This is a genomic window from Parapedobacter deserti (assembly GCF_042646065.1).
Lineage (GTDB): Bacteria > Bacteroidota > Bacteroidia > Sphingobacteriales > Sphingobacteriaceae > Parapedobacter > Parapedobacter deserti.
This window is the reverse complement of sequence record NZ_JBHRTA010000009.1, coordinates 123795-137813: the sequence shown is the minus strand read 5'-3', so window position 1 is coordinate 137813 and position 14019 is coordinate 123795. Positions and strand designations below refer to the sequence as shown.

The window sequence follows — 14019 nt, the reverse complement described above, 5'->3', positions numbered from 1 at the left end:
TCAAGTCGTGAGTGCGATAACACGGATGTTAAGAAAGCTACACAGATGTCTTTATTTGGCATCTGTTTTATTTTTCTTTGCGCTCTTGTTCCCGTTATTAGCTATCCTGGCGAAAAACCCGGAGCGACATTTCCACCGGATTGTAAAGGCTCGCTTCATCATCGGTTTCTTAAGTTCGGCACTGGTCGGCATCTTTTATCGTTTTAGGTTTGAAACACCTGTTGACTGGTCGAAACCCTACGTGATGTGCGCCAATCATACATCTAATCTGGACATCACAGCCATGGTTCTGCTGTGTCCGTCTGACTTCTCTTTCATGGGAAAGATTGAACTGCTTGACAATCCAGTTACGGGAATGTTCTTCAAAACCATAGATATCCCGTTAAACCGACAAAGCAAGATATCCGCTTTCAAGGCGTTTAAACGCGCCAACGAATACATTGGAAAAGGACAAAGCGTGGTTATATTCCCGGAAGGCCGTATTGGCGATGACTTTCCCCCGCGTCTACACGATTTCAAAAACGGCCCATTCAAATTAGCTATTGAATCCCAGACGAGCATTCTCCCCGTAGTTATTCAGAATGCATGGCAGATTTTCTGGGACGATGCTAAACGATTCGGAAGCAGACCAGGGGTTGTACGCGTCGAAGTACTAGCGCCTGTTGAGACCACAGGGCTCCAGCAGGAGCACGCGGACCGGCTGCGCGATGAAGTGCGCGACGCGATAAAAAAACGTTGGAACAAAACGGACGGCACGTAACTTTTCCTATATTCGTGCGTCTTACACAAAAAAGTAAATATGTCTCAGCAGTCACTCATTCAAATTACGGATATTGGACGCAAATACGTCATCGGTTCGGAAACCATCCATGCCTTGAAATCAGTGACCTTGACCATCAACAAAGGTGAATTTGTCGCATTAATGGGGCCGTCTGGCTCGGGAAAATCCACGTTGATGAATATCCTTGGCTGCTTGGATACCCCAACCCGCGGTGAATATATACTTAATGGCATCAATGTGAGTGATATGACCGATGACGAGCTGGCTGAAGTGCGCAATAAAGAAATCGGATTCGTTTTCCAGACATTTAACCTGCTTCCCCGTTCGACATCGCTGGACAATGTAGCGTTACCGTTGGTCTACGCTGGTTACAGCAAAAGTAAGCGAGATGAAATGGCCCAACGCGCACTGGAAAGTGTTGGGCTGGGCAACCGTGTGGATCACAAACCAAATGAGCTCTCTGGCGGCCAGCGACAACGGGTAGCGGTGGCACGTGCGCTCATCAATAATCCATCGATCATATTGGCAGACGAACCCACAGGTAACCTGGATACGAAAACCTCCGTAGAGATCATGGAACTGCTCGAAGAAATACACTCCCGTGGCAACACTATCATCTTGGTGACCCACGAGGAAGACATCGCTCAGCACGCCCACCGCATTGTCCGCATGCGAGACGGCCTGATCGAAGATGACTATCCCAATAAGGACATCAAGAATGTCTCCCCGAGACTTGCAGCACTCCGTGCAAAGGGTTCGGATTTTGAAAATATTTGACGATTTTCGCTGACACCCAATCCGCGTATTTTCTACAAGGCGAATCGCACTTCGGCAAGCGGAATCCCTGCTTTTTTGTAAAAAAAAGGTAAAAATTGTACGTCAAGTGATTGACTTTCAAAAACTTATATTAGGGCTAAAAAATACTGGTAAAAAATTCAAAAATCATAATAGAAATATTATATTTTTGCGCAAAAATGAAACTTAAATTGATAGGTTATGTATTGGACATTAGAGTTAGCCTCACATTTGGAAGATGCACCTTGGCCGGCAACAAAGGACGAGCTTATAGATTATGCCATCCGTTCTGGAGCCCCCGTGGAAGTTATTGAAAATCTGCAGGCCTTGGAAGACGACGGTGAGCCCTATGAAAATATAGAGGAAATTTGGCCCGATTATCCCACTAAGGACGACTTCTTCTTCAACGAGGATGAATACTGACGGTTAGCCGCCCCGCATGAAGATGTCGGGGCGGTCTCATGTCATGACAATCTGTAACCTATTTTATCGTTTTTCGTTCTCCATTTCTTGCGTTGGATTTCTTTCGGGCGGTGGGCTATTTCAACGGGTATTTCCAGCAGATCGCGTATAACCACCGACGCACACACACCTCCGAAAGCTGCCGGCAAATAAGAAATCGTACCATAAGCCGACCGTTTAAAGTTACTTCCGTCCGTCATCACCAATGAATCCCTCATCACTTCTTCTGTAGAAAACACGGCTTTGACCTTACTAGCGTTGGCCAGTTTTTTCAGACGTTTTCGCACGTATTGGGCAAATACACACTGATAGGTTTCCGGCAGCCATGTAACGCGGACTTTTGTCGGGTCGAGTTTGCCACCGGCTCCCATTGAACTGACAATGGGCACTCCCGATTGCAGCGCAGTGGATAGCAGGGTTACTTTCGGCGTGATGCTGTCAATACAATCCATGATATAATCATACCGTTCAGCCAGTATTTCCCTGCACTTCTGCGGAGTGAGGAATTCCTGCACTACGTGCAGTATAAGATCGGGGTTGATGGCCAATAAGCGTTCCCTCATAATGCCCGCTTTGCTTTCGCCATGGTTGGTAGCCAACGCGGGCAATTGGCGGTTGCGGTTCGTCGGATCTACTACGTCTCCATCCACGATAGTCATTTCTCCCACGCCTGCACGGCAAATAAACTCTGCAGCGAACGACCCGACGCCTCCGAGCCCGACCACCAATACGTGCTTTTGTTGCAACAACGCAACCCCTTCGTCGCCTACCAGCAGGGCCGAGCGCGAAAGCCAGTTAACATCCGTCATTTAAATCAGCGCTATCTCTTTCCAGCCGGCAAAAATAACATCTTTCAGTTCATGTACAGTCATATGACGTAAAAAAGCGGCTTGCTCATAAATGGTCTCGATCGTTGTATGATGATCATCGGTTTCAAGAAAAAAGGGCTGCTCGATTTGCCGGAGAGTCTTCGCTGCATTGCTGGTTTCATCCAGTATGGCGACGCCAAACGAAAGGAAAAAACCCTGACGGATTAATTGGTTGGCTAGTTGCGGCGACTTATTGAATCCGTGTATCACCATGGGCACTCTGTCCGCGAAGCGTTTGCCGTAGGCCTGCAGCTCATCGAACGCCCGCACACAATGAATGATCATTGGCTTACGATGCTCAACCGCCAACTCAGCCTGGCGTTGAAAAACGGCACGCTGTACCGATAGATCGGGACCGCGCAGCCGGTCAAAGCCGCATTCACCGAGGAGCTTGACGTTACGGTCATTTATATGGTTTTCCAGAACAGCCAACTGCGCATCAACATTGTCGGTGGTCAGGTACCACGGGTGCAGGCCAAGCGAAATCCAGTACTTTTCTGCATGCTCGGCGTTGGCCAGGTCTTTGATCAATACATTGTAAATACACCTAATTTCTGCGCAGTGCCGGTTATCATGGGTGTGAATATCAAAGTAAAGTTGCATACGATATAAAAATGAATACAATAAACCGAAAAACATGAAAATTTCACTATTTCTTTTGTTTGCTTGCATTTTTCAAAACAAAAAGCCATATTTGCCCGACAACATCAGATGATTTTTTGCACAGAACATATTACTTGGTGGTGGCATAGCAATTGACGCTGTGGCAACCTTCTATTGTAAGTAATAGTTACTGATACGTATAGCGGCTTGCCCATCACCGGCAGGCTTTTTTTATGGATATTTAATTACTATGAAGGAGATTTTAGCACACCTTTTTGAATTCAAGACCTTTACCAAGGGTGAAGCCTACGAGATATTGACTAACATTGCGTCGGGCAGGTACAATAATTCTCAGATAGCGGCATTCATGACCGCGTATGGCATGCGCAGCATCCGCGTGGAGGAATTGGAGGGCTTTCGCGATGCGATGTACGACCTGTGTCTCCAACTGGAGTTTCCTGGTTATAAGCTCATCGACCTATGCGGTACGGGCGGCGATGGTAAAAATACGTTCAACATTTCGACGCTGGCCTCTTTCGTGGTGGCTGGGGCTGGCTATGCTGTAGCCAAGCATGGCAACTATGGCGTATCTTCCGGCTGCGGGTCGTCCAATGTGATGGAATATCTGGGATATCGATTTACCAATGACCGCGATACGATAAGCCGGCAGTTGGATGAGGCAAACATCTGCTTTCTCCATGCGCCGCTGTTCCATCCGGCCATGAAAACGGTCGCACCTATCCGTCGTGAACTGGGTATAAAAACCTTTTTCAACATGATCGGCCCGTTGGTCAACCCAGCCAATCCGTGTTATCAATCCGTGGGCGTATTTAGCTTAGAACTGGCCCGTTTGTATGGTTACCTCTATCAGCAGACCGATAAACGATACACGATCGTGCATGCATTGGATGGCTATGACGAAATATCACTGACTGGCGACTTCAAGACCATCAGCAACCAGGGCGAACGATTTTACATGCTTGAGCAGCTTGGTTTTGCCCCACAGCCGGCATGCAGTATAGCCGGGGGCAACACCGTTGCGGAAGCCGCTAACATCTTTACGATACTTATCAACGGTGAGGGTAGTCCCGAACAAAATAAAGTGGTCTTGGCTAATGCTGCCATAGCCATACAGACCATCCACCCCGAACGGAGTTTCGCAGATTGCTACTACGAGGCAGAAGCTTCGCTGCTAGGCAAGAAAGCGATGCAATGCTTCAGGAAATTAGTGAATGGTTGATATGTAATCAGTGCTCGACTAGTGACTAGTGAATAATTAATGACTAAAATTAAAATATGTGGCTTGAAATATCCTGACAATATCAGGGAGGTGCTGGCATTGCGACCGGATTATCTCGGTTTTATATTCCATCCCGGCTCCAAACGCTATGTAGGCTCGCTGGACGCCGCATGGATAGCAGGGCTACAAGGCCCGGCAAAAAAAACAGGCGTATTTGTCAATGCCGACGTGAGCGTTGTGCGGGCAGCCGTCAATCAGTATCGCTTTGAAGCGGTACAGCTGCATGGAAACGAATCCGCGGCATATTGCAGCAAACTGACGGACCTTGGCGTGGAAATCATCAAAGCTTTCGGCATTGGCGAAGCATTTGACTGGTCTGCATTGGCAGCTTACGAACAGGTAGCAGACTATTATTTGTTTGACACGAAAAGCGCCCAACATGGCGGCACGGGGGTACGTTTCAACTGGGATTTGCTTGGCAAATACCGATCCGGCAAGCCCTTTTTCCTGAGCGGCGGCCTAAGTGCGGAAAACGTACAGGATGCCCTTCGGCTAGGCGACAGCCGCCTATATGCACTGGACCTGAATTCGAAATTTGAGGTCGGACCAGGCAACAAAAATATTGAGCTGCTAAAACGAACATTACAAACCATCAGTGATGAGCGAATATCAAGTTAACGACAAGGGTTACTATGGCAACTTCGGCGGTGCATACATCCCCGAGATGCTCTATCCAAATGTGGAGGAACTGCGTCAGCAGTACTTGCGGATTATCCAAAGTGAAGATTTCAAGCGAGAGTTTGATGTGCTACTGCGTGACTATGTAGGACGCCCTTCTCCCCTCTACCCCGCTGCACGGCTTTCCGAACGTTACGGCACCAACATCTTTCTAAAACGGGAAGACCTCAACCACACCGGCGCGCACAAGATCAACAATACCATTGGACAGATTTTACTCGCAGAGCGGCTCGGCAAAAAGCGTATTATTGCGGAGACAGGCGCCGGACAGCATGGGGTGGCCACGGCTACAGTTTGTGCGCTTAAAGGGCTGCAGTGCGTAGTGTACATGGGCGCTATTGATATTGAAAGGCAAGCGCCCAATGTGGCTCGCATGAAGATGATGGGCGCCGACGTGGTAGCGGCTACTTCGGGCAGTCAGACCCTGAAGGACGCCACCAATGAAGCCCTCCGCGATTGGATAAACAATCCAGTGGATACGCATTATATTATCGGTTCGGTGGTGGGACCTCACCCTTACCCAGACATGGTGGCGCGATTCCAGTCCGTTATCTCTGCTGAAACCCGGACGCAACTTATGGAAAAGACCGGCAGGGCAACGCCGGACTATGCCATCGCGTGCGTGGGCGGCGGCAGTAATGCTGTCGGCATGTTCTATCACTTCCTTGATGAACCTACCGTGAAACTGGTGGCCGTGGAAGCGGCAGGAAAAGGGATAAACTCCGGCGAGTCGGCAGCAACAACCGCACTGGGACGCGAAGGGGTACTGCATGGCAGCCGTTCCCTGCTCATGCAGACTGCGGATGGGCAGGTCATTGAGCCGTATTCCATCTCCGCGGGATTAGATTACCCTGGCATAGGCCCGCAGCATGCATGGCTGTATAAAACCGGACGTGCCGCATACGCCGCCATTACGGATGAAGAAGCGATGGAAGCCGGTCTACGGCTTACGCGACTGGAAGGTATTATCCCCGCTATCGAAAGTGCCCATGCACTGGCGCAACTGGAAAAAATGACCTTTCAGGGCGATGAGACCGTTGTAGTATGTCTTTCGGGCCGCGGCGACAAGGACTTGGACAATTACATGAAATACTTTGGGTTTTAACCATGAACAGAATCAATAAACTATTTGCCGATAAAGGCAGCAAACGTTTACTCTCGATTTATTATACAGCAGGGTATCCAACCTTAAAAAGCACGCTTGAGATTGCTGAAGCGCTACAGCAGGCTGGCGCCGACTTCCTCGAAATCGGCTTCCCGTATTCGGACCCCGTTGCCGACGGCCCGGTCATTCAGCACAGCTCAGAGGTGGCTCTGCGCAACGGAATGACGTTGTCGCTACTTTTTGAGCAACTCAGCGACCTACGTAAAAGCGTGTCAATACCTGTATTGTTAATGGGTTATCTCAATCCTGTGCTGCAATACGGGATAGAACGGTTCTGCCAGGCATGCAAAGATGTGGGTGTAGACGGAGTGATCGTGCCTGACCTGCCTTTGTATGAATATGAAGAGTTTTACCTTCCGCTTTTTGAGGCAAACGAGCTTATTAATATTTTCTTAGTGACGCCGCAGACGTCAGAAGCCCGCATTCGTAAAATTGAAGAGCTATCCACCGGGTTTGTCTACCTGCTTTCTTCCTCTGCGACTACAGGCAAGAACCTGTCGGTTACTGAAAATACCGAATCATACTTTTCGCGCATCCGCGCCATGAGACTGAAAAGACCGGTGGTGATCGGTTTCGGTATTTCCAATCACGATACATTTATACAAGCGACGGATTATGCCGATGGCGCCATTGTCGGCACCGCGTTCGTAAGGCTATTGGGCGAATCGGATTACATGAAGCGCATTCCGCAGTTCATTCAACAGTTGACGGGCTAGGCAGGTGTATATCATTCTACCTGTTTTTTCAGAACCTGTCCCGCCGCATTGAAATAAATCTCCAGATCTCCATGGCGGCTATCCAGCTCGACTTCGTACAACCGGTTTCCTCCTTGCTCGATCTTCTTTGCGCCTCCTATACGGTACCCGCCAAAGGCCGCCATGATGTGTTGCTTGATGGCATCCGGCAGTGAGTAATAAGCGATTTCCTCCTCATGGATCAGCATTTTCCCTTCATGGTTTATCGCAACCTTGTGATGGCGGCCGGTCAAACCGACCGTAAACTCCACCTCATAGTTCCCGTCTCCATGCCGCTCCCATTCCACTCGGCCCGCCTTTGGAAACTGTTGCTGAAATGTGTTCAGCACTACGGCCGGCACACTTCGCGTTTGGATGGGCTGCGCTATTGAGAGATTCATTGCAAAAAGCGTGGTTAGACAAACGAATAAATTTTTCATGGTTTGCATTTGATAACTTCAAAATAACCAGCTAATATGGGAAAAACTTGGTAAATAGGTCGGGTTGCCATGGGAGCTGCCAAGTTCCTTTGGTTAAAACTCGGAGTTTTATGCATAATCTTGAAAACTTGTGCGATTTTCCATACCTTTGTGTTCGTGGCAAAAGTGTTTTCCATATTGCTGATCCTTCTCTACAGTGTCTCTTCCACTGGGGCGACGATATATTTGCACTATTGCTGCGGTACGCCGCAGAAAATTGTCCTGAAAGACGAGGCTATGATATCAAACCATGACGAATGTCCGTTGTGCGAACATCACCTGACCGAAAATGAACAAGGACATTGCTGCGACGATGACGGTAGTGATACGGATGGCACACCATCACACTCACACTGTCAAAACGCCAAAATAGAAGCAAAAAAAATTACCGAGGAGCACCTGCTCGGTACAGATAAGAAACTCCCGAAAGTTTACCCGCTGGAGTTATTCGTATTCACGCTAGTTCATGTGATAGACTTGCCATCGGGCACTCAGCCCTCCATGGCAATAGGCAACGGTCCGCCAGATACCAGCATTCCGTTGTTTATACAATTCTCTACATATCGTATCTGATTAATCCCTTAATCGAAGCAGTCGAGTATGCAAGATGCATCGCTCGAGTTGGAACCGTGGTGATATTGCACCCGCTAAAATCGATAATAACGGATTAAACTAGTTACACATGACTTATTTCAAAAAACTGACTTATACGCTGGTAGCGGTATTTTGCTTGACAGCATCAAATGTCGCGGTCGCCCAAAACCACAACTATAGCCTGACCGTGGCTGGCAACTGCAGTATGTGCAAGGCACGTATCGAAAAGGCATCTAAAGCCGCCGGGGCTGCCTCTGCCACATGGGATGCCAAAACCCAACAACTTAACCTGACACTTGACGATCCGGATACTGACATAAATGCCATCCGGAGAAGCATAGCCGCTTCAGGGCACGACGTCGATGACCTCAAAGCGGATGATGAGGTGTACCGGAATCTGCCTGAATGCTGTCTATACGCCCGTATCGAACAATCCGATGATATAGCCGACGTTTCCAGCGTTGACACGGCGACATTCCAAGTTTCTGGCGTATGCGGTATGTGCAAATCGCGCATTGAAAAAGCCGCAAACGGTGATGGATTAAAAAAGGCGAGCTGGGATGCCGGCGCACAGCTACTCACCCTTACTTTCGATCCAGCTTTGTTTAATGTCACAGCTGCCCAGGAACGCATCCTCGCCGCTGGCCACGACACGGAGGGCCGAGCCGCCGACACGGACATTTATAATAAACTACCCAAGTGCTGCCATTACCGGGACGAGAACAATGTGCATCGGCTTACGGGCATTGACAATCATGATCATGACCATATCGTCACTGGGGTTGTCATGCAGGAAAACAACCGAGGCGAACTCAGCCCTATCGAATCTGCCAACGTGCACTGGCTAGAGGACGCGTCCGTGAACACGCGCTCTGATGCATCAGGCGTTTTTCGAATCGAACATCAGGAGAACTTCAAGCAGCTCGTTATCTCCTACGCCGGGCACCAGTCCGACACAGTGGAGATCACTGACCCACATGAAGTATTAGTAGTTACCGCGAAAGGCAATGTGCTGTCTGAGGTGACGGTCTCGGCCCGACGCAAGTCAAACTACATTTCGGCCCTCAGTCCCAGCCGGCTGGAGGTGCTGACTGGACAAGAACTTTTTAAAGCCGCTTGCTGTGACCTGAGTGAGAGTTTTGAAACCAACGCTTCTGTGGACGTGGTCAGCAGCGATGCCGTAACAGGCAGCAAACAGATCCAGATGCTTGGACTCAGTGGCGTCTATACCCAGCTTACTGTGGAGAATCTCCCGGGGCCACGCGGTCTGGCCACACCATTGGGCCTCAACAGCATTTCAGGCACGTGGATCGAATCCATCCAGATCGGCAAGGGTATCGGATCCGTAGTAAATGGCTTTGAAAATATTGCGGGACAAATCAACGTAGAGCTGAAGAAACCCGAAACGTCCGAAAAACTCTTTTTCAATGCGTATGGCAACAGTATGGGCCGTACAGACATTAACCTCAACTTATCTCACCGATTTAACGAGCGATGGACCGGTGGTCTGTTACTGCACGACAATTTCATGTATAATAAATATATGAATTTCAGCAAGAATGGATTTAGGGACGTCCCGGTAGGCAACCTCTTTTCTGGTGTAAGCCGATGGAAGTATGAAAACGGCAAAGGCTTTATACTTCAATTCGGTGCTAAAGTACTCAGGGACGTCCGAACGGGTGGTGAAATTGATTTTAACCCAGCAGCAGACAAACTCACCGAACACCGCTATGGTTTGGGGTTTGACATTGACCGCTACGAAGTCTTCGCAAAAATAGGCTATGTGTTCCCACAGAATACGCATCGCAGTATCGGGCTACAGCTATCTGGGTCGGCGTACGACCAGACTTCTTATTTCGGTTTGCGCACCTATGATGCCGACCAACGCAACGGATATGCCAACTTGATCTACCAGGATATTATCGGCACTGTAGTACACAGGTACCGTACAGGCATCAGTTTTTTACATGATCGTTATAATGAGCATTACATCGACCAGCGGTTCGCGCGCACTGAAACCGTACCGGGGGGATTCTTTGAATATACCTACAGCCCATCCGACAAGATTGATGCTGTTGCTGGTATCCGTGGCGATTACAACAGCCTGTATGGCTGGTTTTTCACGCCGCGCATACACCTGCGGTACCAACCTGTGCCAGGAACCACTTTCCGGCTCAGCGGGGGCAGAGGGCAACGCACAGCAAATATCTTCGCTGAAAACACGGCGGCACTTGCCAGTTCCCGGACGGTTCGGATTATGACAGCCAATGCCGGTGAAAATGCTTACGGTCTCAAACCGGAAGTAGCATGGAACACCGGCGTGAGCGTTGATCAATCCTTCCGCCTCTTCCACCGTGAGGCCTCCTTCAGCACCGAGTTTTTCCGAAATGATTTTACCAACCAAGTTGTGGTAGACTATGAGAACCCAAGGGAACTTTCATTTTACAACCTGGATGGAATGTCGTACGCTAACAGCTTGCAGGCCGAATTTCGGTTCATGCCGCTACCTCACCTCGAGACACGTATGGCCTACCGGTTTTTTGATGTCAAAACCACCTATGAAGGTGAGCTGCAGCAGCGGCCGTTAGTGGCGCGCCACCGCGGTTTTTTAAATCTGGGTTACAACACTCATCGCGGTGGTTGGCATTTTGATTATACCATGAACATTACCGGCCAGAAACGACTTCCTTCCACTGCAGCAAATCCGACAGCATACCGTTTGCCTAATTTTTCAAGATCTTACGTAACGATGAACGCCCAGGTAAGTAAAACATTCGGAAAGGCACGCTTGATCGATGTGTATCTTGGTGGGGAGAATCTGACCAATTTCTTTCAACAAAACCCGATTTTGGCGGCTGACCGGCCGTTCAGCGAGTTTTTCGACACGTCAATGTTGTGGGGTCCGATTTCTGGGAGGGTTTTCTATGCAGGCGTACGGCTTAGCATCAGGTGAGAAAAGGCGGCAAATGACAGCATTTTAACTGCCAGCCGGATCAGGGGATGGCGAGCATGGGATAGCGTGTCTTCAGCTCCTGGTACAACCGTTGTGTCGGTAGGCCGACCACGTTTGTATAGGAACCGATGATTTTCTCAATGGCTACCATCCCTATCCACTCCTGAATACCATAAGCGCCCGCCTTATCGAAAGGCTGGTATTGGTGGATATAATGGTTAATTTCAGCTGCATCAAGCGGGCGGAAAGTCACAGCGGTTACCTCATGGAACACGTAGGTACTTCCATGGTGGAGCAGTGCAACGGCGGTGATCACCTCATGCGTTCTACCCGACAGCTTTAACAACATATCGACCGCTTGTAAATGGCTTTCAGGTTTGCCGAGAACCAAGCCGTCGATGGTTACAATAGTATCTGCAGCGATCACCAATTCATCTGTTACATCTACCGCAAACGCGTCTGCCTTTTTCTCTGCAATATGGCGAACCGCCATCACCGGTTCTAACTGCTCCGGAAAAGACTCATCCACTTCCTTCGAAGCAACCTCCACAGGGACACCGATAAGTGCTATCAACTCTTTACGACGGGGTGATTTAGAGGCAAGTATTATGCGCATAAATATTTCGACTTAATTGTTATGTACCCATGCACCGTGCAGTTTCATGACTTTTTCGATAACGTCCCGGGCAGCTCCCATCCCACCATTAAACGAGGAAATATAATGGGCTACAGCTTTGATTTCGGGCACCGCGTCTGCCGGGCAGGCCGCTAAACCAGCCGTCTTCATATTAGCGAAATCTGGCATATCATCCCCCATATACAAGATATCGCAAGGAGACAATCCCCGTAGCGAAAGCCACGCTGAGAAAACCGCCGTTTTGTCATCAACACCGGTAAATACGTCGCTGATCCCTAGTCCCTCCATCCTTCTCCTTATTCCAATCGAACTTCCTCCGGTAATAATGGCCATTGGATAATCTTTTTTCACAGCCAGTTGCATGGCATACCCATCCTTTATATTGAATGACCGTAGCTGCTCGCCTTTTTCGGTCAATAGGATCTCACCATTTGACAAAACACCATCTACATCGAATACAAATGCTTTTACTTGCTTGAATTTATCAAATAACATGACACTGCAATTAATTCCTGCCAAACATAACATTAAAACTTAAATAGAAGGTGCTCCTTTTTAAAAAACAACTTGTCGGTTTGGATTACAAACCGTCTTGTTTTACAGGCAAGCAAGGCATTTCCATTACACAAAATAGCCTCATTCAACGGATTTGATAGAGGTCTAGGCAAAAGAAATTTGGCACGGCGTTTGGTCGCTATCAAGACGAAAGTTTTTCAAGCTATTACGACGCGAGCTTTTGACAATTTGTTAACAATAGCTTCATTCGAAAATAAAAAAGTAGCGGTATATTTGCACTACGAAAACAATCCGGATTACACCGGACGTTAAGTTGTCTTTTCATAATTTAGGTTTATAATTGGTTAGTAACAAACCCCGGTGCCCATCACCGGGGTTTTGTTTTTGTGTTTTAGTCTCGGGGGGTTTTAGTTTTTCTTATCACCTTTACTGGTTCCGGTTCCCGGCTTAGCTATAGAGCCGCGCATATCCGTATCAGCTTGGATATTCTGCATCCGGTAATAGTCCATTACACCGAGGTTTCCTGTCCGGAACGCCTCTGCCATGGCTAGCGGCACCTGCGCCTCTGCTTCGATCACCTTGGCGCGCGCTTCCTGCGCCTTTGCGCGCATTTCCTGCTCCTCCGCTACAGCCATTGCCCGTCGTTCTTCAGCACGGGCGTTCGCTACCTTAAGATCCGCCTCTGCTTGGTCCTCTTGTAGTTTAGCACCGACATTTTCTCCGATATTAACGTCGGCGATATCAATAGAGAGGATTTCAAACGCCGTACCGCTATCCAGCCCTTTCGAGAGCACGGTTTTGGATATCCGGTCTGGGCTTTCCAGCACTTCTTTATGGTTGGATGAAGAACCAATAGTCGAAACGATTCCTTCTCCAACCCGGGCCAGAATAGTTTCTTCACCAGCCCCGCCCACCAGTTGGTTGATATTGGCCCGCACCGTTACCCTTGCACTCGCAATGAGCTGAATGCCGTCTTTCGCAACAGCCGCTACCGGTGGTGTGTTGATCACCCGTGGGTTTACAGATAACTGTACGGCATCAAACACATCGCGTCCTGCCAAATCAATTGCTGTAGCCAGTTTAAAATCCAACGGGATATTCGCCTTATCGGCGGAGATTAATGCCTTGATTACATTGTTAACATTGCCTCCGGCCAAGAAATGAGTTTCGATTTCATTTGACGTGATATTCAACCCTGCTTTCGTGGATGTAATCATTGCATTAGTCACTAAAGCGGGGGACACCTTGCGCAGGCGCATCAGCAGAAGGTTCAGCAGGTTGACACGTACGCCCGACAACTGCGCGGTAAACCAAAGATTTACAGGAAGCAGATAGAGTAAGAAAAAGAAAGCTACAATAGCTCCGATAACAATAAAAATAGGGGTGAAATTAGGATCCATAAGGCTCAAATAAGTTTAACGTGCATTTAAAAGCTCTTAAAGATACAACTTTT

General features: G+C 48.6%; 15 protein-coding genes. 9 read left to right on the top strand and 6 right to left on the bottom strand.

What is annotated here, in order from left to right; all coding sequences use genetic code 11:
• Positions 1-55: 55 nt before the first annotated feature.
• The 3 genes from ACFOET_RS04070 (at position 56) to ACFOET_RS04060 (ending at position 1999) form a co-directional block, all read left to right on the top strand.
• The gene (locus ACFOET_RS04070) at positions 56-760 is read left to right on the top strand and encodes a lysophospholipid acyltransferase family protein (RefSeq protein ID WP_379019840.1); all 705 of its coding nucleotides are present in this window, start codon (positions 56-58) and stop codon (positions 758-760) included.
• A gap of 39 nt (positions 761-799) precedes the next feature.
• Positions 800-1558, top strand: coding sequence for an ABC transporter ATP-binding protein (locus ACFOET_RS04065; protein ID WP_379019838.1), 759 nt, complete (start codon positions 800-802; stop codon positions 1556-1558).
• A 219-nt stretch (positions 1559-1777) separates the two neighbouring features.
• Positions 1778-1999: a DUF2795 domain-containing protein gene (locus ACFOET_RS04060; RefSeq protein WP_002996718.1), complete on the top strand. Its 222-nt coding sequence runs from the start codon at positions 1778-1780 to the stop codon at positions 1997-1999.
• Positions 2000-2040: 41 nt separating this feature from the next.
• Here the strand turns inward: ACFOET_RS04060 and ACFOET_RS04055 are convergent, their stop codons facing one another.
• Both ACFOET_RS04055 and ACFOET_RS04050 read right to left on the bottom strand, forming a co-directional pair.
• The gene (locus ACFOET_RS04055) at positions 2041-2847 is read right to left on the bottom strand and encodes a tRNA threonylcarbamoyladenosine dehydratase (RefSeq protein WP_379019836.1); all 807 of its coding nucleotides are present in this window, start codon (positions 2845-2847) and stop codon (positions 2041-2043) included.
• Positions 2848-3438: a TatD family hydrolase gene (locus ACFOET_RS04050; RefSeq protein ID WP_379019834.1), complete on the bottom strand. Its 591-nt coding sequence runs from the start codon at positions 3436-3438 to the stop codon at positions 2848-2850.
• 322 nt (positions 3439-3760) lie between these two features.
• On the opposite strand from ACFOET_RS04050, the gene trpD reads away from it, so the two are divergent.
• From trpD to trpA, 4 genes are read left to right on the top strand one after another with little or no spacing between them, the layout of a single operon-like run.
• Positions 3761-4750: an anthranilate phosphoribosyltransferase gene (gene trpD / locus ACFOET_RS04045; RefSeq protein WP_379019832.1), complete on the top strand. Its 990-nt coding sequence runs from the start codon at positions 3761-3763 to the stop codon at positions 4748-4750.
• A gap of 39 nt (positions 4751-4789) precedes the next feature.
• Positions 4790-5428 (top strand): phosphoribosylanthranilate isomerase, encoded by a 639-nt coding sequence (locus ACFOET_RS04040; RefSeq protein WP_379019830.1) that lies wholly within the window; start codon positions 4790-4792, stop codon positions 5426-5428.
• Complete coding sequence (trpB, locus tag ACFOET_RS04035; RefSeq protein ID WP_379019828.1) at positions 5409-6593, top strand: tryptophan synthase subunit beta; 1185 nt, start codon at positions 5409-5411, stop codon at positions 6591-6593. Before ACFOET_RS04040 ends, trpB begins: the two co-directional genes overlap by 20 nt.
• 2 nt (positions 6594-6595) lie before the next feature.
• Positions 6596-7369, top strand: a complete 774-nt coding sequence (gene trpA, locus ACFOET_RS04030) for a tryptophan synthase subunit alpha (protein ID WP_379019826.1) — start codon at positions 6596-6598, stop codon at positions 7367-7369.
• Between the two features lie 11 nt (positions 7370-7380).
• Here trpA and ACFOET_RS04025 read toward each other — a convergent pair whose 3' ends face one another.
• Positions 7381-7788: a PepSY-like domain-containing protein gene (locus tag ACFOET_RS04025; protein ID WP_379019824.1), complete on the bottom strand. Its 408-nt coding sequence runs from the start codon at positions 7786-7788 to the stop codon at positions 7381-7383.
• A 195-nt stretch (positions 7789-7983) separates the two neighbouring features.
• Here ACFOET_RS04025 and ACFOET_RS04020 point away from each other — a divergent pair, with 195 nt between their 5' ends.
• A complete protein-coding gene (locus ACFOET_RS04020; protein ID WP_379019822.1) occupies positions 7984-8439 on the top strand; it encodes a hypothetical protein in 456 nt (151 codons plus the stop codon).
• Positions 8440-8548: 109 nt separating this feature from the next.
• On the top strand, positions 8549-11413 hold the full coding sequence (locus ACFOET_RS04015) for a TonB-dependent receptor domain-containing protein (RefSeq protein WP_379019820.1): 2865 nt from the start codon (positions 8549-8551) through the stop codon (positions 11411-11413).
• Positions 11414-11453: 40 nt separating this feature from the next.
• On the opposite strand, the gene ACFOET_RS04010 is transcribed toward ACFOET_RS04015, so the two are convergent.
• The 3 genes from ACFOET_RS04010 to floA all read right to left on the bottom strand — a co-directional run bounded on the left by ACFOET_RS04010 (position 11454) and on the right by floA (position 13966).
• On the bottom strand, positions 11454-12029 hold the full coding sequence (locus tag ACFOET_RS04010; protein ID WP_379019818.1) for a Maf family protein: 576 nt from the start codon (positions 12027-12029) through the stop codon (positions 11454-11456).
• A gap of 12 nt (positions 12030-12041) precedes the next feature.
• Complete coding sequence (locus ACFOET_RS04005; RefSeq protein WP_379019816.1) at positions 12042-12545, bottom strand: KdsC family phosphatase; 504 nt, start codon at positions 12543-12545, stop codon at positions 12042-12044.
• A gap of 428 nt (positions 12546-12973) precedes the next feature.
• Positions 12974-13966 (bottom strand): flotillin-like protein FloA, encoded by a 993-nt coding sequence (floA, locus tag ACFOET_RS04000; RefSeq protein ID WP_379019814.1) that lies wholly within the window; start codon positions 13964-13966, stop codon positions 12974-12976.
• Positions 13967-14019 lie beyond the last annotated feature (53 nt).

Excerpts from the sequence above, each read along its gene's own strand:
- ACFOET_RS04065 (WP_379019838.1), top strand. The coding sequence starts at position 800 with ATGTCTCAGCAGTCACTCATTCAAATTACGGATATTGGACGCAAATAC.
- ACFOET_RS04060 (WP_002996718.1), top strand. The coding sequence starts at position 1,778 with ATGTATTGGACATTAGAGTTAGCCTCACATTTGGAAGATGCACCTTGG.
- ACFOET_RS04055 (WP_379019836.1), bottom strand. The coding sequence starts at position 2,847 with ATGACGGATGTTAACTGGCTTTCGCGCTCGGCCCTGCTGGTAGGCGAC.
- trpD (WP_379019832.1), top strand. The coding sequence starts at position 3,761 with ATGAAGGAGATTTTAGCACACCTTTTTGAATTCAAGACCTTTACCAAG.
- ACFOET_RS04040 (WP_379019830.1), top strand. The coding sequence starts at position 4,790 with ATGACTAAAATTAAAATATGTGGCTTGAAATATCCTGACAATATCAGG.
- trpB (WP_379019828.1), top strand. The coding sequence starts at position 5,409 with ATGAGCGAATATCAAGTTAACGACAAGGGTTACTATGGCAACTTCGGC.
- trpA (WP_379019826.1), top strand. The coding sequence starts at position 6,596 with ATGAACAGAATCAATAAACTATTTGCCGATAAAGGCAGCAAACGTTTA.
- ACFOET_RS04025 (WP_379019824.1), bottom strand. The coding sequence starts at position 7,788 with ATGAATCTCTCAATAGCGCAGCCCATCCAAACGCGAAGTGTGCCGGCC.
- ACFOET_RS04015 (WP_379019820.1), top strand. The coding sequence starts at position 8,549 with ATGACTTATTTCAAAAAACTGACTTATACGCTGGTAGCGGTATTTTGC.
- ACFOET_RS04010 (WP_379019818.1), bottom strand. The coding sequence starts at position 12,029 with ATGCGCATAATACTTGCCTCTAAATCACCCCGTCGTAAAGAGTTGATA.
- ACFOET_RS04005 (WP_379019816.1), bottom strand. The coding sequence starts at position 12,545 with ATGTTATTTGATAAATTCAAGCAAGTAAAAGCATTTGTATTCGATGTA.
- floA (WP_379019814.1), bottom strand. The coding sequence starts at position 13,966 with ATGGATCCTAATTTCACCCCTATTTTTATTGTTATCGGAGCTATTGTA.